Source organism: Chryseobacterium ginsenosidimutans, from assembly GCF_039536845.1.
Lineage (GTDB): Bacteria > Bacteroidota > Bacteroidia > Flavobacteriales > Weeksellaceae > Chryseobacterium > Chryseobacterium ginsenosidimutans_B.
The window spans coordinates 96,966-120,711 of the sequence record NZ_BAAAZJ010000003.1 but is presented as its reverse complement, the minus strand read 5'-3'; the positions used below and the strand labels follow the sequence as shown (position 1 = coordinate 120,711).

At 34.6% G+C, this 23,746-nt stretch carries 18 protein-coding genes; 12 read left to right on the top strand and 6 right to left on the bottom strand.

Annotation, left to right across the window (positions count from 1 at the left end; translation table 11 throughout):
• The first annotated feature begins 505 nt into the window (after positions 1-505).
• From ABD745_RS00660 to ABD745_RS00650, 3 genes are all read left to right on the top strand, one after another.
• Positions 506-1,390, top strand: coding sequence for an HNH endonuclease (locus ABD745_RS00660; RefSeq protein WP_344823649.1), 885 nt, complete (start codon positions 506-508; stop codon positions 1,388-1,390).
• Between the two features lie 95 nt (positions 1,391-1,485).
• Entirely contained in the window at positions 1,486-2,598 is a 1,113-nt protein-coding gene (locus ABD745_RS00655) for a hypothetical protein (RefSeq protein ID WP_344823646.1), read from the top strand.
• Between the two features lie 1,417 nt (positions 2,599-4,015).
• Positions 4,016-4,216 carry a hypothetical protein gene (locus tag ABD745_RS00650; protein ID WP_344823643.1) on the top strand — a complete coding sequence of 67 codons (201 nt, stop codon included), beginning with the start codon at positions 4,016-4,018 and terminating at the stop codon, positions 4,214-4,216.
• A 108-nt stretch (positions 4,217-4,324) separates the two neighbouring features.
• Here the strand turns inward: ABD745_RS00650 and ABD745_RS00645 are convergent, their stop codons facing one another.
• The gene (locus ABD745_RS00645) at positions 4,325-4,804 is read right to left on the bottom strand and encodes a thermonuclease family protein (RefSeq protein ID WP_344823640.1); all 480 of its coding nucleotides are present in this window, start codon (positions 4,802-4,804) and stop codon (positions 4,325-4,327) included.
• Positions 4,805-5,190: 386 nt separating this feature from the next.
• On the opposite strand from ABD745_RS00645, the gene ABD745_RS00640 reads away from it, so the two are divergent.
• The 5 genes from ABD745_RS00640 to pyk are packed head-to-tail and all read left to right on the top strand — an operon-like array spanning position 5,191 to position 9,369.
• A complete protein-coding gene (locus ABD745_RS00640; protein ID WP_002976354.1) occupies positions 5,191-5,430 on the top strand; it encodes an acyl carrier protein in 240 nt (79 codons plus the stop codon).
• A 34-nt stretch (positions 5,431-5,464) separates the two neighbouring features.
• Positions 5,465-6,709: a beta-ketoacyl-ACP synthase II gene (gene fabF / locus ABD745_RS00635; protein ID WP_344823635.1), complete on the top strand. Its 1,245-nt coding sequence runs from the start codon at positions 5,465-5,467 to the stop codon at positions 6,707-6,709.
• A gap of 9 nt (positions 6,710-6,718) precedes the next feature.
• Positions 6,719-7,480 carry a ribonuclease III gene (gene rnc / locus ABD745_RS00630; protein WP_344823631.1) on the top strand — a complete coding sequence of 254 codons (762 nt, stop codon included), beginning with the start codon at positions 6,719-6,721 and terminating at the stop codon, positions 7,478-7,480.
• On the top strand, positions 7,458-7,931 hold the full coding sequence (locus ABD745_RS00625) for an IPExxxVDY family protein (RefSeq protein WP_344823628.1): 474 nt from the start codon (positions 7,458-7,460) through the stop codon (positions 7,929-7,931). The genes rnc and ABD745_RS00625 overlap by 23 nt, the downstream gene beginning before the upstream one ends.
• Positions 7,924-9,369: a pyruvate kinase gene (gene pyk, locus ABD745_RS00620; protein ID WP_047399327.1), complete on the top strand. Its 1,446-nt coding sequence runs from the start codon at positions 7,924-7,926 to the stop codon at positions 9,367-9,369. The genes ABD745_RS00625 and pyk overlap by 8 nt, the downstream gene beginning before the upstream one ends.
• A gap of 72 nt (positions 9,370-9,441) precedes the next feature.
• On the opposite strand, the gene ABD745_RS00615 is transcribed toward pyk, so the two are convergent.
• From ABD745_RS00615 to ABD745_RS00600, 4 genes are all read right to left on the bottom strand, one after another.
• Positions 9,442-10,734, bottom strand: coding sequence for an aldehyde dehydrogenase family protein (locus ABD745_RS00615; RefSeq protein WP_344823622.1), 1,293 nt, complete (start codon positions 10,732-10,734; stop codon positions 9,442-9,444).
• A 139-nt stretch (positions 10,735-10,873) separates the two neighbouring features.
• Positions 10,874-11,794 carry a formimidoylglutamase gene (hutG, locus tag ABD745_RS00610; RefSeq protein WP_344827167.1) on the bottom strand — a complete coding sequence of 307 codons (921 nt, stop codon included), beginning with the start codon at positions 11,792-11,794 and terminating at the stop codon, positions 10,874-10,876.
• An 89-nt stretch (positions 11,795-11,883) separates the two neighbouring features.
• Positions 11,884-13,107: an imidazolonepropionase gene (hutI, locus tag ABD745_RS00605; RefSeq protein ID WP_344823620.1), complete on the bottom strand. Its 1,224-nt coding sequence runs from the start codon at positions 13,105-13,107 to the stop codon at positions 11,884-11,886.
• 34 nt (positions 13,108-13,141) lie between these two features.
• Positions 13,142-13,510: a four helix bundle protein gene (locus ABD745_RS00600; RefSeq protein ID WP_344823617.1), complete on the bottom strand. Its 369-nt coding sequence runs from the start codon at positions 13,508-13,510 to the stop codon at positions 13,142-13,144.
• A gap of 177 nt (positions 13,511-13,687) precedes the next feature.
• On the opposite strand from ABD745_RS00600, the gene ruvB reads away from it, so the two are divergent.
• Genes ruvB through coaE form a run of 4 tightly spaced genes read left to right on the top strand, consistent with a single transcriptional unit; the run spans position 13,688 to position 16,860 of the window.
• Positions 13,688-14,710, top strand: coding sequence for a Holliday junction branch migration DNA helicase RuvB (ruvB, locus tag ABD745_RS00595; protein ID WP_344823614.1), 1,023 nt, complete (start codon positions 13,688-13,690; stop codon positions 14,708-14,710).
• A 3-nt stretch (positions 14,711-14,713) separates the two neighbouring features.
• On the top strand, positions 14,714-15,325 hold the full coding sequence (locus ABD745_RS00590; protein WP_344823611.1) for an FMN-binding negative transcriptional regulator: 612 nt from the start codon (positions 14,714-14,716) through the stop codon (positions 15,323-15,325).
• A 23-nt stretch (positions 15,326-15,348) separates the two neighbouring features.
• The gene (locus ABD745_RS00585; RefSeq protein WP_344823608.1) at positions 15,349-16,215 is read left to right on the top strand and encodes an MBL fold metallo-hydrolase; all 867 of its coding nucleotides are present in this window, start codon (positions 15,349-15,351) and stop codon (positions 16,213-16,215) included.
• A 9-nt stretch (positions 16,216-16,224) separates the two neighbouring features.
• Positions 16,225-16,860: a dephospho-CoA kinase gene (coaE, locus tag ABD745_RS00580; protein WP_344823604.1), complete on the top strand. Its 636-nt coding sequence runs from the start codon at positions 16,225-16,227 to the stop codon at positions 16,858-16,860.
• A 150-nt stretch (positions 16,861-17,010) separates the two neighbouring features.
• On the opposite strand, the gene ABD745_RS00575 is transcribed toward coaE, so the two are convergent.
• Positions 17,011-23,466 carry a GEVED domain-containing protein gene (locus tag ABD745_RS00575; protein WP_344823601.1) on the bottom strand — a complete coding sequence of 2,152 codons (6,456 nt, stop codon included), beginning with the start codon at positions 23,464-23,466 and terminating at the stop codon, positions 17,011-17,013.
• Between the last annotated feature and the right edge of the window lie 280 nt (positions 23,467-23,746).

Sequence of the window (23,746 nt, the reverse complement as noted above, 5' to 3'; positions counted from 1 at the left end):
ATACAACATTGAAAAGAATCAGCAAGTAAAAATTACTTATAGTTTAAAATTAAACCTATAAAAAATCCAATTCATGTATCAATCAATTAGTATTCAATATAATCAATATTACTCTGTGGTAATTTGTAAACAATTTCAACATGAATCACCAGCTCTATTGCTTAGTTTGTGTGAAAATATCTATATGTTATTAACCGACACCATCAAACAAAGGCTAAGTCCCTCAAATAACTTGTTGCAATTCTTCTCAACAAACTTCCAGCCTATCTCAAAGCGACTTGTCAGATCCATTTTTATATTTATCTATATCCTTCATAGCAATTACAATGGATTTATATAGGTTATCTAATCTTGGTATGTAACTCTTACAATTTTTTCTTCTGCTTACATTTCCAAAAAATTGTGAAGATCAATATTTAATGATTACGGAAATCCGTAAAAACACGTAGTAGATAAAGAGATACTTTTCATATTTTTATACTAGTTTTCAAAATAATTAAATGGAATGGAGGATCTTTTACTATACACACATTCAGATATTAGATGGATAAAGAGCGTAACAAGAAATCAAGGAGAGTCATGGGCATATATGGAGTATAATATTGGTGATACTTTCCCACTGAATTTTTCTAAAAACCCGAAATGGTATCCGACAAATTATTTAAAAGCAGAGCCAAGGGAAATAATTGCATTGTTTCAAAGTTTAAAAACGAGCAAAGATGAACCAGGCGGCTGGTACGTTACACACTTGGTTGCACCTGTGGATAATCGCCTTGGAAAAGTAGATCTCGCAAGCCACCCCTATACCAGAACAGTTGCGCTTGTAGCAAAAAGTTCGAACCCCGTTCTACTAGATCATGATCAGTGGAGCCTGTATAAATGTAGCAGAGGGCAAGTATGCAATATTAAAACGATTGAACGCAGAAGCGGGAAAGATTTCTCTATACAAGAAAAGCAAAAATTCATTTGGAACTTATTTGATCGAATAGATCCTGATCTTATCAATAGTATCCCGCTAAATGAAAATGATCTGTTTGATTACGATGATAAAGGAGAGGAAGAAGGAGCAGATAGAACTTTACATAGATTACACAAATTAAAGGAAAGAAAACCTGGAATAATTAAAAAAGCGAAGGAAAAAGCAATTAGGGAACATAGGTTATTTTGTGAAGTTTGCTTATTTGACTTTGAAAAAGAATACCCTGAATTAGGGAAGGGTTTTATCGAGTGTCATCACAAGCAACCAATTGCTAAAGGAGGTGTTAGAAAAACCAAAATTGAAGATCTTGCAATAGTGTGTGCAAATTGTCATAGAATGTTGCACAAAAGAGATAAAAATGGAAATTATCTACAGGTCGAAGATCTAAGAATGCTTATAAATAAGATGTAATATTAAGAGCAGTGTCGACATGGCTGTAGAATGACCAGAAAATATATAATCTGAATTCTTATTTCAACAACAAATATTAACCAGTAAAAAACATAATGAATTACACCATCGAAGAAATATATTTTTTAGTTGGAAAAGATGATAAAACCGCATTATTGACCTTTAAAAATGGAAGCGATGCATATAATCAATATGGAGAATCAATCGTTGTTGTATTTGTTTATACCCAATTCGAAAGGGAAGAAATGGACGAATTGTTAAAGGTCTTACCTTTTACTAAAAGTGGCTTGGTGAAAGCAAGGTACTTGGGAATAGATCTTACAGCTGAGAAAACAGCTCTCCTATTAAGTGAAGGAGTAAACTCTAATGATATTGCCAATATTCATTATTTCATTTCTCCTGAGAGAAACACATTTCATTCTAAGGAGAAAAGAGAGTTAAACAAAATAAATATCCCAATAAGGACTCAGCGAAACGGGCAGGATTTGGATTGGATGTATGGATTCAAGAAAAAGCTTGTTAGTCAGGGTATAGGACTTAGCCCCGAGGAAAGGGCTTTTTATCTTGCTGGTAAATTATATTATGAACCCGAAAATTTGACAAAAGAGGAAAATGAAGAGATTTACACTGATGAAAAAATTAAAGAGCCAATAGAAAAAGAATTATTACAAATAAAATATCAACGAAAAGAAATTTCCGATCAAGAAAATAAACAACTCGTCGAATTAATCGGCAAGCAAAAAAAACAAAATTTTGCTGTTTTGGATGAATATTTAAAACAGGCAGGAAGTAGTTTAAAAAAACTTGCGATAGAAAATCTTGAACAGGCTACTACACTTTGTGTCAAACTGGCAATGTTTAAGGAACGTCGTCTAAATGTTATGGGAAAATACCCAATTTATATGAATCGGGATAGTTATCTTCATATTTATATGCGTCACGTGCAAGAATTTAAAATCAATAAACATTTTGAAGATAAAAGCAATTTCCAATGGAACGAAGAAGATGTTTTTAATGTACTTGGACACGTGATTAAGCACATTGACAACGAATATCAGAAATTTAAAGAAGAAAAACCAAATCAAAGATTTAGTAAATACGGTAAAGAGAGTGTCTATTTTGAAGGGGATTATTACACCTTTCATATCGAGCCAAATGGACGAATAAGTACATTCCATAAAAATAGGAAAGAACATGAAGAGGAATAATATGCTTCCTAAGGCCAAAAGCTTTCCAATCAGATCACCTTTTTTTTGGAGTTACCACTTTTTTTGGACAGAAATTTCATACATCTTACACTCTTAATATTATAAATCAATTAAAGCTAAACCTTAAAATCATTCACAGGAATCACATTCCGTATGATGACACAGAATATAAAGTCAAAAAAGCACTTGTGGTAGCAATAGTGGTAGCAAACATAAATTCACCTTCGTAAACTTCTATAAATAAAGGATAATTCTATATCCTCCAACTCCACTTATTAAGCTAAAGAGAATTTGTAAATTATTGAATTTCAAATAATTACATTTTCTCTTTTTCGTTTTGTGTCCGAAATTGTTCCCAAACATTTTATACAGAATCTTCTGATTAACAGAATACAAATTATTTATTCATACATAAATATCTATAGAAAAATAAAATAAATCAAAAACAAGTTTTAAAAAAATTTGACAGTCAGGAGGGGGGGGGGAAGCAACTTCGAACCATCCCGTTAAGAATAGGTAGAATTAATCTATTCACTCAAAATATTTTTATTGGTAGTAAATTGTTGTAAATTCTTCTATAATAGTGCTTGCATTTTATTTTTAACAATTGTTATTTAATAAGAATTCCAATATTAAAAAGAGTAATAAATTATGACCAATGTAAAAATAAAAAATAGGATTATTTCATTAGCAGTGTCTACATTACTAATTGGATGTAAAGAGAATAAAGTAGAAAAACAAGAGTTTTTTTAACCTCTTGTTTTTGAAGTTAATTTTAAAGATTTTGGTGATTATCAAATTGATTTTGACAAAAGTAAGTGGAAAAATCATGAAAGAGATTCTATTGTTTATTTCAAATTCAATTTACAAAATATTAAAAAAGAATCTTTTGTAATAAAGACATCATTAGTTTCACCCAATATTCCCTTTTTAATTAGATACAAAAAATTAGATAAGGTTGAAAAATTTACAGATGGTAAAAAAAATGAATATTTAAATATAAATATAAATCAACAGTTTAATACTATTTATAATGATTCTCTGATCTTTAAAGATATTACAAGTGCAGATTTTCCTATAGTAGATCAATCATTTAGTATTGGTTATCAACATATTGGGGCGGATGAAATCTGTCAGTTAAAAGTAATCAATATCAAGATACTATTGATCTTTCTAATCATAAAATAAAAGGATATATTGAAAGAAAAAGATAATTTTTTATAGACACTTGTTATGTTTATAATGGTTCATATTGGGAAACATATAATCCAAATTACGCTAAAAATATAGAAAAATATTATAGTATAGATTTGTAAGTGAAAGCGAAGAAACACATGTAATTCAAAAAACTGTTGTACAAAATGTTTTCTATGATGATATAGTGATTTGCGACGTTAGCTCAAAAAATCCTAATGTAATGTTCGAATTGGGATTAAGGTTTACATTTGATAAAGCAGCAGTAGTAATAAAAGATAATGAAACTGGTTATTCATTCGATACTAGCCCTGGAGAACATGTTAATTATCGAAAGGACTTAGGTTTTTCATCAATTAAGCAATTTAAAAAGGATTTATTTTTAAAGCTAAAGGCTACCATTAAAAAAATCAAAAGAAGATAACCACTCCATGTATCTACAAGACTTTGGGAAATTTGTTATTAAAAAATTAGACACCAAAACTGTATCAGAAAATCAATCTTTAAGCCCTAGATTCTTTTTTTATTTTAGTTAAGAAACTTTCTTTTTCCTTTTGCTTTCCCTAAAATCCCACGGCGACATCGCGTTCTCATCTGCCCACAAACCTAGCTTATTAGTTTTTGCCTGGTTCTGAAATTCCTGTAGTTTAATATTTTTAGATGCTTTAAAATACCACCATCCAAAACCTGCTTTTATAATTTCAGCGGAAAGATATTTTTCATTTCCATAGAAAATCTTGGCTACTGTTCTTTTGTATCGATCTTTTCCAGTTCTATAAAATATCACTGTTTTCCCAAAAATCTGAGAACTTGTAAATTGTTTTGCATTTTTTCCAAAAGCCTGGCTGTTTTCCGGGCAATCCACATCCGCTAGTCTTAATGTTTCCTGAATTTTACCTGCCAATAAGACAACAACCGTATCACCGTCTTTTATTTTAATAATTTTTCCTTTTGTCTGTGAGAAAATTAAAGTAGAAACAAAAAGTAACTTTATATAGATGAATTTTTTCATTAAAATTTTTGCCGGATCCCCAGAATTACAATGATACGTTTGAAATATTGAATACAAATATAATTAAATAAGACTTTAAAACTTATCAAAGCATCAATTCCTCTAAACAATTTTCTCTAATAAAATCTATAATTTGATTAGTTTAAAACACATTCTATTTCAATTCAGAATCTTAACATATATAATAATAAGGATACAGTAAACTTTATTTTGATTAAACTGAAATTAACACATGAAATGTTAAAATATAAACACCTGAAAACTAAAACACTAAACTTCCGTATAACAAAATACATACCTGTAAGCCACAAAAAAGACTAAAAAAATGTTTTATCGTAAAGAATTTTATATATTTGCACCATCTAACAATTAAAAAAAAATTTACTATGTCAGACATTGCATCAAGAGTAAAAGCTATCATCGCTGATAAGCTTGACGTTGAAGAAACAGAAGTAACTCCAGAGGCTAGCTTCACAAACGATTTAGGAGCTGATTCTTTGGATACGGTTGAACTTATTATGGAATTTGAAAAAGAATTCAATATTCAAATCCCTGATGATCAAGCTGAAAAAATTACTACTGTAGGTCACGCTATCGCTTATATCGAAGAAGTAGTAAATAAATAATATTCTTCAACAAAAAAGAAATTAAACAAAGTTTATGGAATTAAAAAGAGTAGTTGTAACCGGTTTTGGAGCAATAACACCGATTGGAAATAATGCAAAAGAATACTGGGAAAATCTTCTAAAAGGTGAGAGCGGTGCCGCTCCGATTACTCTTTTTGATGCCACAAACTTCAAAACAAGATTCGCTTGTGAAGTAAAAAATTTCAATCCATTAGACCATTTCGATAAGAAAGAGGCTAAAAAAATGGATAGAAATACACAACTCGGGCTTGTTGCTGCAAGAGAAGCAGTATCACATTCAAGAATTATTGAAGACGGTGTAGATAAAAACAGAGTCGGAGTAATCTGGGGATCAGGAATCGGAGGTTTAGAAACTTTTGAAACTGAAGTTTTAGGATGGGCAAATACGGAAATTCCGAGATTCAACCCTTTTTTTATCCCTAAAATGATTGCTGATATCACTCCTGGACATATTTCTATTGAATATGGTTTCCATGGACCGAATTATACAACTGTTTCTGCATGTGCCTCTTCAGCAAATGCTTTAATTGATTCCAAAATGCTGATCCAACTAGGAAAAGCAGACGTAATTGTATGTGGAGGCTCTGAAGCAGCCGTTACAGCAAGTGGTGTCGGTGGATTCAATGCAATGATGGCACTTTCTACAAGAAATGACGACCCTAAAACAGCTTCAAGACCTTTTGACAAAGACAGAGATGGTTTTGTATTGGGTGAAGGAGCAGGAACGATCATTCTTGAGGAGTATGAGCACGCAATAAAACGCGGTGCTACAATCTATGCAGAATTAAAAGGTGGAGGTCTTAGTGCTGATGCACATCACATGACAGCACCTCATCCTGAAGGTTTAGGAGCGTATCTGGTAATGAAAAGTTGTCTAGAAGATGCAGGGTTAACTGCTGATGAAGTAGATCATATCAATATGCATGGTACATCTACTCCATTAGGAGATATTGCAGAATCTAATGCAATTTCGAGATTATTAGGAGAGCACGCTTACGACATTCAGATTAATTCTACAAAATCAATGACAGGTCACCTTTTGGGTGCGGCCGGAGTTATTGAAGCTATTGCTGCGTTGGGAACTATTATTCATGGTATTGTTCCTCCTACCATCAACCATTTTACTGATGATGAAAATATCGACAGCAGACTGAATTTTACATTCAACGAAGCTGCGAAAAAAGATGTAAAAGTAGCCATGAGCAATACTTTCGGGTTTGGTGGGCATAACGCTTGCGTTCTATTTACGAAAATCTAAATTTACTGAATGGAGTTAAAGAAATACTTTTCTAAATTCCTTCTCAAAAAAAGAAAAAGAAAATTATCCGAGAGAGATTACTTTCTCAGTGCAGAACTCAGTAAAATAATTGGTACTGAGGTGCAGAATGTTGCGCTTTACCGCGAAGCTTTTTCTTTAAAAAACTCTTCTAAAAATAAAGACAGTAATTACGAAAGACTTGAATTTTTAGGAGATTCTGTTTTGGGTACGATTATTTCTTGTCATTTGTTCCATACTTATCCTCAAGCTAATGAAGGATATTTGACACAAATGAAATCTAAGATTGTTAATAGGAAAAATCTTAATAAATTAGGAGAAGATTTAAGACTGACAGATCTTTTGCAGAAGCAAAATTCTGTAGCTTTAGGTGAAAATATCTCCGGAAATTTATTCGAAGCTTTAATCGGTGCTATTTACTTGGACTTTCAATATGAAGCCTGTAAAAAGATCATTTTGGAAAGACTTCTGACGGCTACCGAAATCAACAAGCTTGAGAATAAAATTGTAAGCTACAAAGGTCTTCTGCTCGAATGGAGCCAGAAGAAAAAAGTGAATATAAAGTACGAGACTTGTGAAGAAATTCAGGTGAATAAATCAATTGTTTTCCGTTGTCATGTGTGGCTTGGAGAAGAAAAAATTGCGAATGCTACTGAAACTTCCAAGAAGAAAGCAGAAGAAAAATCAGCACAAAGAGCATTTTATATTTTAAACAAAAAGGAAAATATACTTGGAAATTCAAAAGCTTTATGATTTTGATGATATAGAATTTGAAGATATTGCCATAACGTTGGTAAGATTAGCAAAAAATGTACCCGATCATGAGTTTTTTTACCAAGTAAATAAGATAAACGACCTTACTTTTAAAAGAATTGAAGATCTCATTTTTCACGGATCTTATTATGATTATTATTTTCCGAGATTTGAGGCTTACCACAAGTTTACAAAAACATGTTTTACTTTCATTTCAAACAAATCTTCTGAAAGTAAACAAAAAAAATTACAGACTGAACTCTTCTCACAAGAAGAAAACATTAAATTTTTATTAAATAATCAGGTAGAAGTGCAATATATTTTGCATAGTTCGGAACAGTTTCCTGATTTTTCCGTAATTTTGCTCCCTGAAAATCTTGTGTTTCCAATTCAAGACTACATACTAGGTTCTGAAGAAGAACTTTATCAAATTATCCAGTATTATGAATAAGTATTTAAAGAAGACAAAAATTATCGCAACACTTGGACCGGCTTCATCGTCGAAGGAAGTAATGTTAGGGTTAATGAGAGCAGGTGTTGATGTTTTTAGAATAAATTTCTCACACGCAGATTACGACTTGGTTCGTTCAAATATTGAAATCATCAGAGAGCTTAATAAAGAATATGGCTTTTCTGTTGGTATTTTAGGAGACTTACAAGGTCCGAAACTAAGAGTAGGTGTAGTAAAAGAAGGTTCTTACCTTAATCCTGGAGACATTCTTACTTTTACTAATGAAAAAATAGAAGGAGATTCTACAAAAGTTTTCATGACTTACCAACAATTTCCACAAGATGTAAAAGTTGGTGAAAGAATCCTTATTGACGATGGTAAGCTTGTTTTAGAAGTCACTGAAACCAACGCAATAGACACTGTAAAAGCAAAAACAATTCAGGGGGGACCTCTAAGTTCTAAGAAAGGGGTAAACCTTCCGAATACAAACGTTTCTCTTCCTGCTTTAACGGAAAAAGACATTCAGGATGCTAACTTCATGCTTGATCAGGAAGTTGACTGGATCGCACTTTCTTTCGTTCGTCACGCTCAGGATATTATTGATTTAAAAGAATTAATTTCAAAACATCCGAACGGTAAATTCAAAACTCCTATTATTGCGAAAATTGAAAAACCTGAAGGGGTAAAAAATATCGACGAAATCTTATTGGAATGCGACGGATTAATGGTTGCCCGTGGAGATTTGGGTGTTGAAGTTCCGATGGAAGAAGTTCCGGCGATTCAGAAAACTTTAGTTGAGAAAGCAAGATTCTATTCTAAGCCTGTAATCATTGCAACTCAGATGATGGAAACAATGATCAATAGCTTAACGCCTACAAGAGCAGAAGTAAATGACGTTGCTAACTCTGTATTAGACGGTGCAGATGCGGTAATGCTTTCAGGAGAAACTTCTGTTGGTAGATATCCTGTTCAGGTTGTTGAAAATATGTCAAAGATTGTTAAGAACATCGAAATGACAAATTTCTATCAGCACAAAAACGAACCGATCGAAAAAGACTTCAATTGTATTGATGAGAGATTCATTACGAACAGAGTTTGTCTTGCTGCTGTAAGAATTGCTAAAACTACAAATGTTGCAGCGATTGTTACTTTAACAAGTTCAGGATACACAGCGTTCCAGCTTGCTGCTCACAGACCAAATTCTCACATCATTGTATACAGCGGAAATAAAAAAGTAATTACAATGCTGAATCTTCTTTGGGGTGTTCATGCTTATTATTACGATATGAACAAATCTACTGATGAAACGATTATCCAGGTAAATATGCTTACTCATAACTATGGATTTATCGAATCCGGAGATTTTGTAATCAACATCAATGCTACTCCATCTTACGAAGGCGGAAAAACAAATACATTGAGATTAACGAATGTGTAAACAGCAAATTGCTTTTATATAAAACAAAAACTCCCGAAAATTTTCGGGAGTTTTTTATGTTTAGATTAAAAATTAATTTCCAACAATAGTCTTTGCAGTCACAAATTCTTTTAAAGCCAATAAAGAAAGCTCTGTTCCATAACCGGAAGCCTTTGTTCCACCGAAAGGAAAACGAGGGTCAGAACTCGTCATTCTGTTAATATTCACCGTTCCCGATTCTAGGTTTTCGATAAAGAATAACTGACGGTCTTTATTTGCTGTCCAAACAGAATTTGAAAGCCCAAAAGGAATATTATTTGCCATTTGTAAAGCTTCATCATCATTTTTAGCGGTCATGACAATTCCAAGAGGACCGAAAAGCTCTTCCTGCAAAATTGGATTCCCCTGTTGTACTCTTATTAAGCCTGGCTTAAATTCATTATCAGAAATTCTTTCTAAAGGAATAATGATTTCCGCTCCGTTTTCTAATGCTTTTGTAAATTGTTTTTCCAATTCATCTGCCAAATCCGGTCTTGCCATTCCTGCAATAACAGTATCCTTGTTCATAGGATCTCCCAAAACATACGTTTGATATTCTGCAATGAATTTCGGAAGAAATACATCTTCAATTTTTTCATCAATGATAAATCTTTTTGCGGCAGTGCAAGTTTGTCCACAATTTTGAAGTCTGGACTTCACTCCAGCCGCTGCAGCTTCATCCAAGTCTGCATCATCTAAAATAATAAAAGCATCACTTCCACCCAATTCAAGTAAAGACTTTTTGATGTTCAATCCGGCTATTGAAGCCACTTCACCTCCTGCTTTTCCGCTTCCGGTTAAGCTTACACCTTTTACAGTATCATGTTCAAGAATCTCCTTTACTTCCTTATGTCCGACTTCAAGATGCTGGAAAACACCTTCCGGAAAACCTGCTTCCAAAAGAACTTCTACAATAGCATTTCCGCTTCCGAAACAAATGGAAGCGTGTTTCAAAACTATTGTATTTCCTGCTAACATTGCGGGAACAGCAAACCTCAAAACCTGCCAAAAAGGAAAATTCCAGGGCATTACTCCCAAGATTACACCTTTTGGAACATAATGAACTTCAGAGTAATTAAATTCAGAATCAATTTTTTCCGGCTTCAGAATATTTTCAGCGTCTGCATAATAATTCATCATTAAAGCGCACTTTTCCACCTCAGCAATCGACTGCGAAATCGGTTTGTTCATTTCGGTTGTAATGATTGTACCAAATTTTTCAGAATTATTTTTTAAGATTTCCGCTGCCTTTGCAATGAGTCTCTGTCTGTCTTCGAATGGTACTTTTTTCCATTCTGAAAATGCCTTATCTGCTTTAATAAGTTTATTTTCAATTGATTGTTCCATAATGTAATTTCTATTTTAAATTCAAAAAAAATTGAATTTATTAATGCTTTATATAAAGCATTTTTAGAGCTACAAAATTAGTTCCTTTATATGAAATAAAATAATGATTTTCTCTATGAAAAAAATATAATTTTTCGGTTTAAATCATAAACCATTCATTCATAAGACATGCCGCCAATCTCGCCGTCCTGTCCTCAATATCGTAGCTTGGATTAACTTCTGCCACATCTAAGGCTAATAATTTTTCATTTTTTAAAATATGTCTGTAAAAATGCATAAATGTTGCATCCGCAAAAATCCCGTTGTAAGCCGAAGCCGAAACTCCCGGAGCAATTGAAGCATTAAAAACATCCATGCAAATCGTTAAATAGGCATAATCTACATTCTCCAGCAATTCATCGATCCGTTGATAAATTGAAGCTAGATTTTCAAAAAAAAGCTCGTCTGCAAGAATATATTTCATTCCATATTGATGAGCGGTATCAAATAATTTCAGCGTATTAGAATTTCTTTGAATTCCGATATGTAAAGAATTAATTTGATCTTCCTGAGCAATCTGCCAAAATCCGGTTCCGGAAGTCGCTCCTACTCCATTTTCAGGCTGCCTGTTATCAAAATGGGCGTCAATATTGATGATCCCTATTTTCTGTTCAGGAAAAGCAGTTTTTACCCCTAAATAATGAGCATAGGTAACTTCATGTCCGCCACCTAAAACCATTGACTTTCCACCTTTCAATAAAACTTTTGAAACATTTTTGGCAAGATTATTTTGAGTGTTCTCCAAATTTCCGTCATCACAGGTAATATTTCCAAAATCAAGTAATGAAAAATCAGGCAGAATCACGGGAAAATTCGACATATTTTTCCTGATAATATCCGGAGCATCTTTTGCACCCTTCCTTCCTTTATTTCTTCGAACACCTTCATCCACGGCAAATCCGTGTAAAACGAAATCATTAGTTGAAATCGCATCGTAATTATTCTCTTCTCTTACTCTTTGAAACATCCTGTGATAAAGAAGCTCTTCACCATCTAATCTTCCTTGCCAAATATTATTCATCATTAATTTTATTTTGTGTGTAGTTTATGCTGAAATATTAAAAAAATTCTAGAAACGATAATGTATAATTTGTTTACGCATAATTTATTTTAAATTTTATTTCCATCAATATAAACATTCTCAGTCTTCAAACTTCCTTGATTATAAAGAACATTCTGGAAATTATTTGTTTTAAAAGTTACAAAATCTGCCTTCAAACCTTCTTCTAATTTCCCCCTGTCTTCCAAATCCAATGCAAAAGCCGAACGGAAAGTCATTCCAGCTAAAACTTCTGCGGTTGTCAGTTTTTCAAAAGTTGCTAAAATGGAAGCTTGTGTAATCAAATTTCCCATCGGTGCAGAACCGGGATTCCAGTCGCTTGCAATGGCTACAATTGCTCCTGCATCCAATAATTTTCTTGCCGGAGTAAATTTTTCACCTAATCCTAAACTTGCACCCGGTAAAGCTGTCGCCACTGTATCTGATTGTGCTAAAAACTCAATATCTTCATCAATTGTTGCTTCCAAATGATCCGCAGATTTTGCACCGACTTCCACTGCAATTCTTGAACTTCCCGGCGTGAACTGGTCTGCATGAACAGTAATATCAAAACCTAAATCTTTAGTTTTAAGTAAGAACTCTTTACTTTCTTCAGGCTGAAATGCTGATTTTTCAATAAAGATATCAACACGTTTTGCTAAGTTTTCTTCTTTTACTTTTGGTAAAATTTCAGTCAAAATATATTGTAAATATTCTCTATTATTTCCCTCAAAATCTCTTGGCTTCAAATGCGCAGACAGACAAGTCGGAACCAAAGTTGCTTTTGTCTTTTCCTGTGCTTTCCTGATAATCTGAAGCATTTTCAGTTCGTTTTCTACATCCAAACCATAACCGCTTTTTACTTCAATCGTTGTTATTCCTAGAGAAATTAAAAAATCAATTCTTTCCAGTAACGTTTTTAATAATTCCTCTTCCGAAGCATTTCTTGTATGCTGAACAGAACTCCAGATTCCCCCTCCACTTTCAGCAATTTCGAGATACGTTTTGCCAGCATTTCGCATTGCAAAATCATTGGCGCGGTTTCCCCCAAAACAAATATGCGTATGAGAATCTACGAAAGCAGGCAGAACGATTTGCTCTTCTTCAATCGTTTCAATTTCTATATTTTGATTTTCAGATTTTAATGTTTCAAAGTTTCCTACTTTCTGGATTTTATCGTTATTAACTAAAATTCCACCATCAACAATAATTTCAAGTTGTTCGTCAGAAAGTTTTCCTCTTAACGGAAGATTGGCAAGTGTTATGACTTGTTTGAAAGGACCAATTAATTTCATGAATTTAAGATTTAGATTAAGGCTAAGGTTTAGATTAAGGTTGAATGGTATTATTGAGACGATTGGTGATTTTATTCAAATCATGTATAACTTCTCCTATCAACTTTATTATTTCTGAACAATCTCCTTCCGAAAAATATTTTATTCTATTTCCGTATAACAAATGACTTTTTGTTTCAAAAGCAGAACCTCTGGAAATATCATAGAATCTACTTTTATCTTTTGCAGTTCGTCTTCCAAAACCTTCAGCAATATTAGCAGAAATACTTTGTGCAGCTCTTCTTAATTGTGAGGTAAGTGCATAATCTTCCTTTTTGGGTAGGCTTTCAGACATATGGAAACATTTCTCAGCAATATCCATTGCTTTTTGCCAAACAGGCATTTCAGTGAAATCTTTTATCAATTTGTTATTACTAATTTTTCCTCTCAAAAATACTTAAAATATCTCAATCTATTAAATCATTAAAAGCTTCACTTTTAACCTTAGCCTTAATCTTATCCTAGACCTGAAATTAATCTCATCCTCAACCTCAATCTTAACCTCAATTTTTCTATCTTTACAGTAAATGAAATTGAATTAATGCCTGATTTTTTACATCCAGACAAAGACAATTATTCCCGTGAAGAGCTCATACAGGAAGAAAAGATTCGTCCCCAGAGCTTTAAAGATTTTGCAGGACAGAGAAAAACTTTAGAAAATCTTGAAGTTTTCGTGACTGCTGCCAAGAAACGTGGTGGAGCGCTTGACCATGTTTTGCTGCACGGCCCTCCAGGTTTAGGTAAGACAACTTTGGCGAATATCATTGCGAATGAATTGGGTGTAAACTGCAAAATTACATCCGGTCCTGTTTTGGATAAACCCGGAAGTTTAGCTGGCTTATTAACCAATCTGGAAGAAAACGACGTGCTTTTCATCGATGAAATTCACCGTTTGTCGCCTGTTGTGGAAGAATATCTGTATTCCGCAATGGAAGATTATAAAATTGATATTATGCTGGAAACCGGTCCGAATGCAAGAAGTGTTCAGATTGGTTTAAATCCTTTTACACTGGTTGGAGCAACGACAAGAAGCGGAATGCTGACAAAACCGATGTTGGCAAGATTTGGAATCCAAAGCAGACTGGAATATTATACGATTGAGCTTTTATCAATGATTATTATCCGAAGTGCAAGGGTTTTAGGCGTAAAAATTTATGAAGATGCAGCGATTGAAATTGCAAGAAGAAGCCGCGGAACTCCCAGAATTGCCAATGCCCTTTTGAGAAGAGTCCGGGATTTTGCTGAGATAAAAGGTAATGGAGAAATTGAAATTAACATTACAAAATATGCTTTAAATTCTTTGAATGTTGATGAATTCGGATTAGATGAAATGGATAACAAAATCATGCGGGTAATGATTGAAAATTTCAAAGGAAAGCCTGTCGGAATTTCAGCTTTGGCAACATCTATTGCAGAAAATCCTGAGACATTGGAGGAAGTTTATGAGCCGTTTTTGATTCAGGAAGGATTTATTATCAGAACTCCAAGAGGCAGAGAAGTTACTGATAAAGCCTACAAACATTTGAATATTGCAATACCTAGAAATCCGGGAGAATTATTTTAAATTATGTTTATTCCCAAATTATATAAAAGTGAAGATTACCATTTGATGAAAGAAATCATCAGAGAAAATTCTTTTGCTTTATTAATTTCTTCAGTTGATAAAATCAGAGCCACCCATTCAATGATGCTGCTGAATGAAGATGATACAGAAAATGTTTATATTGAAACTCATATTTCGAGAGCAAATCCGCAAGCGAAAACTTTGAAAAACGGAGATGAAGTTCTTTGCGATTTTTTGGGAGCGCATACTTATATTTCGAGCAGTTGGTACGATCACATCAATGTTTCAACCTGGAATTATGAAGCTGTCCAGATCTATGGGAAAGTTGAGTTGATGAATTCGGAAGAACTGTACAGTCATTTAGATAAATTAACTTCCAAATACGAAAAATTTCAGCAATGTCCGATGATGGTGAAAGATATGGGAAAAGAATTTGTAGAGAAAGAAATGAAAGGAGCTTTTGGATTAAAAATTATTCCGACTGAGATTTTCATTAAACAAAAACTTTCTCAAAACAGAAAAGAACACGACTTCCAAAATATCATTTCAAATCTTGAAAATGGAGATGAAAACGGAAAGAAAATTGCTGAGAAAATGAAACTATTAAATAAATAATACGTTATAAAACTTAATATTATATGAAATTATATCCAATACAATGTGGGAAATTTAAACTGGATGGCGGCGCCATGTTTGGAGTCGTCCCAAAGAGTTTGTGGGAAAAAACCAATCCTGCAGACGAAAAAAACTTAATCGAACTGGGAACACGTTCCCTTCTTGTGGAAGACGGAAAAAAATTAATACTGATTGATTGCGGCCTTGGAAATAAGCAAGACGACAAATTCTTCGGTCATTATTCTCTTTGGGGAGACGATAATTTAGACAAAAACCTAAAAAAATATGGTTTTGTAAGAGAGGATATCACAGATGTTTTTCTTACTCACCTTCATTTCGACCATTGTGGTGGTGCCATCGAATGGAATGATGAAAGAACAGGCTACAGACCCGCTTTCAAAAATGCACAATTCTGGACAAATGAGAATCATTGGCAATGGGCAACAGAACCCAACCCAAGAGAAAAAGCAAGTTTCTTAAAAGAGAATATTTTTCCGATCCAGGAAAGTGGGCAATTGAACTTTTTACCTCTTCCTAAAAACGGAAATTATGGTTTTGCCCCGGACTTGAAAATGGATGTAATCTTCGTTGACGGTCATACAGAAAAACAAATGCTTCCGGTGCTTCAATATCAGGATAAAACGATTGTTTTTGCAGCCGATCTGATTCCTACTTCCGGACACATCAATCCGGTTTACGTGATGGGATATGATACGAGACCCCTTTTAACAGTAGAAGAAAAAGGGAAATTCCTGAAACAATGTGTGGATAATGAATATCTGTTGTTCTTTGAACATGATGCACACAATGAATTAGCAAGTCTTAAAATGACCGAAAAAGGCGTAAGACTTGATGAGACTTTCAGTTTTAATGATGTTTTTGGATATTAATTTTTAGGTATGGAAGAATTACACCCAGAAACCCAGAAAGCAGAACCTGACCCATTATCAACACCAAAAATCATTGGTTTAACAGGCGGAATAGGTTCCGGAAAAACTACGGTTGCTAAATTCATTGAAGATTGCGGATTTCCGGTTTATTATTCGGATGACAGAGCAAAAGATATTGTGAATGACAGCGATGATTTGAAGGTAAAAATCAAAGAACTTTTAGGAGAAGAAGCTTACGATAAAAACGGTCTTTACGACAGAAAATATGTCGCTGAAAAGGTTTTTAACAATAAAGATTTACTTCACGAATTAAATGAGATTATTCACCCTGCTGTTCGAATTGATTTTGAAGATTGGACAAAAAAACAAACCAAGTATTTAATTTTTAAAGAGACAGCATTGTTATTTGAGTTAAAATTAAATAAGCAATGTTACAAATCTATTTTGGTGACCGCCGAAGATAATATCAGAGCTAAAAGAGTGATGGATCGGGATGGCAAAACCTACCGGGAAGTAGAAGCTATCATGGAAAAGCAGATGCCTGAAAAAGACAAGATAAAACTTGCAGACTGCATCATCCACAACAATACAAATTTAGAAGATCTAAGGGAACAAACTGAAAAAATAATCTTCGATATCGAATAAAATTAAGCTCGTTGGATTGACTTCTAACGAGTTTTTTTTGCCTTAAATCTCAACTTTCATTTCATTAATCTTTATTTTTTATCATATTAAAAAGAAAAATAGGCTCCCATTTCTGAGAGCCTATTAGTGGATTAATGATTAAATGTTATATTATTCTTTGATAAATTTCTTCTGAACAGAAATTGCATCTCCATCCTGAATGTCTATTACATAAACACCATTTATCAATGCGTGTACATCAATCTTGTTATTTAAGATGATTCCGCTTGACGTTAATTGTCCTGCCGAATTGTAGATCTTATAATTAGCTTTTTTGCTAATATTTTTCACATACAATACTGTACTAACCGGGTTAGGATAGATTAAAATATCCGTTTGGTTAAGTGGGTTAGGAACAATTGTCTTAGATATTCTCACAGTATAATCTTCAACCTCTCCATTAGGGAAACTTGTACAACTTACCGGGATAGCATCTTTCGCCATTGCAACTCTCATTACTACATATTTGTAGTCTGTTAAGCTGATGAACGCATCTGCAGGTACAGTAAATGTTCCGCTGGCAGTAGCATCTGCATTTGAAGGAGCAGCAAGGATTCTTTCATTGATATCAAAATATCCATTTCTGTTGAAATCGATCCAAACAGCAACTCCTGCCTGAGCGTTACCCGTAAGTTTTTTATCAATAGTGATCTTATTGTTCGCAGAACCCTGAACCAATTCGATAAACTTATTAGTAACACCAGTATAATCTGTATAGTTTGAAGCCAATGATGGGTTCGTCATTTCAGGTTTACCATTTGGAGTAACGGTAACTTTTGAAATATACTCTGTAGTTGCAGTTGTAGATCCCATCTGACAATAAACGACAGTAGATGTTGTGAAGAAATACGGTAGTGTATATGTTCCCGGTGTACCGCTACATACATTTGCTACCTGCATTTCATACTGTGTCAACTCTGTTAAATTTGTTAATGTATAAGTATTTGTAGAAACAGGAATTGATGTCCAGCTCGGAATACCTACTTTTCTATATCTCAAGATATAAGTTGCTCCCGGGAACGGATCCCAAACAACTACAGCAGTAGTCGGAGTAAGATTTGTGATTGTTAATCCCGGAGGAGGTAATTCACAAGTTCTTTCCGTAGTAAATACTTTAGGATTAGACCAAGGGTTTACCGTAGTCTCACCATTACAAATATTTGCAACCTGTACTTCATATGTAGTATATGGAGTTAAGGTTGTAAGTGTATAAGTATTTAGAGGAGCTGCTGTAATATTTACTGTAATCCAAGTTGCAGTTCCTACTACTCTATATCTCAATACATATGTTGCACTTGGTACAACCGGAGCCCAAGTTACCACTGCAGAGTTTGTAGTAACAGTACCAATTGTAACTGTCGGAGGTGTAGGATCACATCTCGTCGTGAATGTCTGAATAGGTGTAAATGTTCCAGAAGTAGTGCCACAACTTGCTGCGATTTGCACATCGTAAGTTGTTGCAGGAGTTAAACCTGTTAAAGCCAATGGTGGATTTCCAGTTAATGTTGAAGCAACAACATCTGTCCATGTACTAGTACCGGAAACTCTATATCTGACAATAAATGTAAGACCACCTGCAGGTACAGTCCAAGTAACATTAGCAGAATTATGAGTAATCGTGTTGAATGCTAAGTTTGTCGGCACGGTTGTAGAACAAGGCCTTAATTTCACCGCATAGTCTTCAACTTCCCCATTTACTGCATTCTGACACATTACAGGAGCACTTGTACGCTTAAGAACAACTCTCATTGTAGTTGTTAAAGGTCCGTTATATGCTGTTGCAGGTACATTAAACAACGCCGTAACAGGAGTCGTTGTACTTGCTGCAGAAGTCATAATTTGCTCTGTAGTTTCGAATACACCGTTTCTGTTAAAGTCTATCCAGGCAGATACAGCATCACTCTGCGTACCTGTAGACCAACCTTTAGATACAGAAAGCTTATTATTATTAGAACCAATTTCTAAGTTAATAAGTGTAGCCGGAGTTGTATAACTAATATAATTCGTTTGAACTGATGTATTACTCATCGGAGGAATACCTGGATTCACTGAAGTCATTGTAACATTTGAAATGAAATCAGTTGTTCCGGTACCTGTCATACTACAATAAGTAATCGGTGTAGTTGTAAATAGCGTAGACGTAGACCATGGTCCTTGAGTTCCACCACAAATTGTAGCAACCTGTACTTCATATGCAGTTTGTTCTGTAAGACCCGTAATGTTGTAAGTGTTACCAGCAACTACAGGAGAAGTAATCCAAGCTCCAACTGGGCTAGTTGTTCTCCATCTTACTAAATAAGTAGCACCTGTAGAAGAGATCCAAGACACTGTAGCTGTAGTAGCAGCAATGTTCGTCATTGTGATACCTGTAGGAGCTGCCGTAGTACAAGGCTGAATATCTACAAATTTCACTTGATAATCCTCAACTTCTCCGTCACTTGTAAGCGGTGAACATGCATTGGTAGGCGTCAAGAAATACACAATTACACGCATTTTCACTTTATTCGTTCCAGAATAAGCACTAGCCGGAATAGCAAAAGTAGCAGTAACAGGCGTAGTAGAAGAATATCCTAATGCCATGATTCTTTCACCGGCTCCAGTACCAATTGGATTATTATCAAATACTCCATCTCCATTAAGATCAAGCCAAGCATAAGTAGAATATGTACTAGACAAGATTGTTCTACCTACTGAAAGTATATTACCTGTAGAGTTACGAGCTAATGTGATAATTTTTGTAACATCATTAGAGTAATCTGTATAAGTACTAGGACCTGAGTTGTTAGACATCATTGGTGTGTTAGTACCTGTTACAGTAATATTATTAATATAACCATTACTAACACTAGTAGTAGTTGGTGTACAATAAGTACTCGCAAGAGTTGTAAAGTTTACTGAGCTAGACCAAGCACCTGTAGTACCACCACAAATAGTTGCTACCTGCACTTCATATGTAGTAGAAGCATTTAGGTTAATAATAGTATAAGGGTTGGTTGCTGCAACAATAGTTGTCCAAGCACCTGTCCCTGTTCTATATCTTAATGTATAAGTAGCACCTGTAGCATTGATCCAGGAAACCAAAGCTGTAGAAGCAGTAACGTTAGCAACAACAATCGGAGATGGTGGAGCTGTTGTACAAGGCGCAAGATCAATAATCTTAACCGCATAATCTTCAATTTCACCGTTAGCAACTGTTGCACAAGGGTCACTAATTGTAGTTGTAGAGAAAATTACTCTCATTCTAAGCGTTAACGGACCATTGTAAGAAGTCGCAGGAACCGTAAACGTAGCAGCGATAGGTGTTGTTGTACTCGCTGTAGTATTTATTACTCTTTCAGTTGTTTCAAAAATACCATTTCTGTTAAAATCTATCCAAGCACCAACAGCTAATGAAGATGTAGTGGTTGTTAACCAAGATTTAGCAACAGAAATACTGTTATTTGTAGAGTTACGAACCAATGTAACTAATTTCGCAGGATCAGCAGAATAGTTAGTATAAGTATTCGCTCCCGTATCATTGCTCATCACATAAGAATTCGTAGGAGCAATCGTTACATTAGAAATATAACCGTTCGTATTATTAGTAGAAGTGATATTACAATAAGTAACTGCAGGAGTAGTAAACTGATAAGGAGCAGTAAACGTACCCGTTGTACCAGAACAAACATAAGCTACCTGAACTTCATACTGACTCTGTTCTGTTAAACCAGTAATAGTATAAGCACTGGTTGTTAAAGGAACTGTAGTCCAAGTTGGAGAACCTAGAGGTCTGTACTGTAATATATATGTAGCACCTACAGCAGGATCCCACATTACATATGCAGAAGTTGCTGTAATATTTGTAACAGAAAGGTTTAATGGAGCATTACTTGTACAAGGAATCGGCTGAATTAACTTTACAGCATAATCCTCAACTTCTCCGTCACCAAAACTTGTACACATTACAGGAGAAGAGAAATATTGCATTGCAACTCTCATTCTTGTCGTCGCAGGACCGTTATACGCAGTTGCAGGAACATTGAAAGTAGCTGAAACAGGAGTTGTCGTACTAGATGGCGAATTCATCACCTGCTCTGTTGCTTCAAATACTCCGTTTCTGTTAAAGTCAATCCAAACACCAACTGCTTCACTCCAGATTGTACTAGGGAAGAATTTGGTAACAGAAACTGTATTTCCTGTAGATCCGATTACCAAGTTTACTAAAGCACTTGGTGTAGCAGAATAATCAGTATAAGTGGAACCTACAGAATTATTACTCATTACCGGAGCACCTACGGGAGTTACGGTAACATTAGAAATATATTCTGAAGCAAAATTACTAGACGTCATTGTACAGTAAGTAAGACCTAAAGTGGTAAAGTTCGTAGAAGCAGAGAAAGGTCCCTGAACACCTGAACAAACTGTAGATACCTGTACTTCATATTGAATACCGTCATTTAAACCTGTAAGGTTTATCGTATTTGCTGTTGCAGGAACAGTAATCCAAGTCGTACTTCCTAACGGACGATACTGAACCACATAAGTTGAGTTAGCAGTAGCCGTCCAAGTAACTGTTGCCGTACTTTGTGTAATCGCTGAAACAACAATACCTGTTGGAGCAGCACCTGTACACGCCGTCAAAGAAGTTATTGTAGCACTGCCAATCGCATAGAATACGTTTCCAATTGAGCTTACTCTGATTTTCACAGTACCCCCAACTGTAAGACCAGTTAAGTTTAACGCTTCAGTTCCATCATTAGCTGTAGAAGCAGAAGCTACTGTCCAGGTTACACCGTTATCAATTGTATAGTCAATTTTTACATTTGCAACACTATAAGGAGCAGCTGTAGTATTTACAACATCCCAGGTTACATTGGTAGGACCATTATTATAAGCCGTAGTAGTAGTCACTTTGAAAGGACCGTCATTCCCAACAATAATCTGCTGATTTGCAAATTGAGTTTGTTGTTGAGTTGCTACCGGATTATTGTCTCTAACTGTTACTCTGAAATTTGTAGTTCTTGCAAGGGTAGAAACAGATTCCCAACCATTATTCGAATTATTTAAAACTCCAGCCAACACAGAGGCTAATTTAGGGAAATATCTTGTTGGGCTTGTCGTCGGATTGAATGATCTGAACGTAGCACCAGTTGAAGTTGTTCCTAAATTATTTTTATTAATTGTAACACTTGCGTTGTCTACTTCTTCCCAACAATAAGTCATCGGATCATTCTCAGCATCTGTTGCGGAAGCTGTTAAAACAAATGCCGTTCCTTTAGGAATATTATAAGTAGGTAAAGCAGCAATTACTGGAGGATTGTTTGTAATTGTAGTTTCAACATCACATGTTTTACTCGTAAGATTATTTTGTACCTGAGTAATAGTTACTGCATGAAAATAAGGATCAGAGTGCGCCTGAATATCAGTATTTGCACCTGTGATACCTGCATAACCCATAATAGTTGAACCAGACCCAGGTTCAACGTTCATTCCTGAGCCTTCAAGAGCGTGAGAGAATGTGTGGTTACCTCCTAATTGGTGACCAATTTCGTGGGCAACATAATCTATATCAAAATTATCTCCTTGAGGAATACCATCTGCAGGAGAAGTAAATCCTGAACCTTTACCTTTTGGCACACCGGTAGTAGGATCTACACATACACAACCAATACAGCCGGCATTACCACCACCTCCACTGGCACCAAATAAGTGACCAATGTCGTAATTAGCATTTCCTACATTGGCAGTCAAAGTACTCTGTAATTCTGTATTCCAGGCTCCGGCAACACCAGCCGCTGCAGCCGAATAAGGGTCAGTAGCAGGGTTTGTGTAAATTACCCCTGGATAGTTTTGTAAATTTAGGTGTAGTGCAAAATCTTTTTCAAATACACCATTTACTCTTGTTAATGAAGCATTGATTGCTACCAAAGCATTTGCAACAGTTCCCCCAAAATATTGAGTGTATTCTCCTGTTACAGACATTGCCAATCTCATCGTTCTGTATTTCTTGTCAGAAGATTTCGCAAAATTGGTTGTTTGATTAGCGAACGCCTTTCCTGTTGTGTAAAGATTTGCTATCTCTTGTTTAGATAGTCTATCTTCGTTCATAGAGCATAGAAAGCCTTCATTACTTTTATCAGTTTTTGGGTGCACTCCATAAACAGTTTTGTTCTTGTCGGCAGGTTCTATGAATTCGTATACACCATCTTTGATGATCATCGACTGAAAATCATCTGGTGCCAAACTAAATCTCAGATATTTGCCGGGATCGTCGACCCCTACACCTACATAAGATCCTAATTGATACTCATTTGCCAGTTCCTTCACTACCACAGGGAAGCTGTAAACGGCAAATTTTTCAATTTTCCCTTCTAAAGTTGGCAAAGAAATCGTGACGGGTTTTGCATTTTTTCCCGTCTCTTGTGCTTTTGCCAATTGAGACTTTAGTAGAGAAATGTCTAGAGAGTAATAATTCCTAATATCGGAATTTGCTCTGGATTTTTCTCCTCTGAATGTTGTCGGACTCCATTGTGCACTGGTTATCGCAAACAGAAAGAGGAAAAAGAAAGAAGTAAAATTTTTCTTCATAACTTTCTCAATATATTATATTAATTATACAAATCTAACGATTTTTTGTTATTAATTTATAAATATATTTAATTTTTACATACAAATTTCACAACAATTCAAATTAAGCAGTTAGAATAAAAAAATAACAAATAATATATGGGCGCTCTATTATTTAAAGTGTTTTTTTACTGTTTTTAATTATTTCAGAAGTAAATACATCTTTTTCTATTGCCTAAAAAAATTTCCGATAACATTTCTTTACATCTAAATAAATACAAAAAAAATCCTCAGGTTAACC

Excerpts from the sequence above, each read along its gene's own strand:
- ruvB (WP_344823614.1), top strand. The coding sequence starts at position 13,688 with ATGCCTGATTTTTTACATCCAGACAAAGACAATTATTCCCGTGAAGAG.
- ABD745_RS00640 (WP_002976354.1), top strand. The coding sequence starts at position 5,191 with ATGTCAGACATTGCATCAAGAGTAAAAGCTATCATCGCTGATAAGCTT.
- ABD745_RS00650 (WP_344823643.1), top strand. The coding sequence starts at position 4,016 with ATGTTCGAATTGGGATTAAGGTTTACATTTGATAAAGCAGCAGTAGTA.
- rnc (WP_344823631.1), top strand. The coding sequence starts at position 6,719 with ATGGAGTTAAAGAAATACTTTTCTAAATTCCTTCTCAAAAAAAGAAAA.
- coaE (WP_344823604.1), top strand. The coding sequence starts at position 16,225 with ATGGAAGAATTACACCCAGAAACCCAGAAAGCAGAACCTGACCCATTA.
- ABD745_RS00655 (WP_344823646.1), top strand. The coding sequence starts at position 1,486 with ATGAATTACACCATCGAAGAAATATATTTTTTAGTTGGAAAAGATGAT.
- fabF (WP_344823635.1), top strand. The coding sequence starts at position 5,465 with ATGGAATTAAAAAGAGTAGTTGTAACCGGTTTTGGAGCAATAACACCG.
- ABD745_RS00585 (WP_344823608.1), top strand. The coding sequence starts at position 15,349 with ATGAAATTATATCCAATACAATGTGGGAAATTTAAACTGGATGGCGGC.
- ABD745_RS00575 (WP_344823601.1), bottom strand. The coding sequence starts at position 23,466 with ATGAAGAAAAATTTTACTTCTTTCTTTTTCCTCTTTCTGTTTGCGATA.
- pyk (WP_047399327.1), top strand. The coding sequence starts at position 7,924 with ATGAATAAGTATTTAAAGAAGACAAAAATTATCGCAACACTTGGACCG.
- ABD745_RS00660 (WP_344823649.1), top strand. The coding sequence starts at position 506 with ATGGAGGATCTTTTACTATACACACATTCAGATATTAGATGGATAAAG.
- ABD745_RS00615 (WP_344823622.1), bottom strand. The coding sequence starts at position 10,734 with ATGGAACAATCAATTGAAAATAAACTTATTAAAGCAGATAAGGCATTT.
- hutI (WP_344823620.1), bottom strand. The coding sequence starts at position 13,107 with ATGAAATTAATTGGTCCTTTCAAACAAGTCATAACACTTGCCAATCTT.
- ABD745_RS00590 (WP_344823611.1), top strand. The coding sequence starts at position 14,714 with ATGTTTATTCCCAAATTATATAAAAGTGAAGATTACCATTTGATGAAA.
- hutG (WP_344827167.1), bottom strand. The coding sequence starts at position 11,794 with ATGAATAATATTTGGCAAGGAAGATTAGATGGTGAAGAGCTTCTTTAT.
- ABD745_RS00645 (WP_344823640.1), bottom strand. The coding sequence starts at position 4,804 with ATGAAAAAATTCATCTATATAAAGTTACTTTTTGTTTCTACTTTAATT.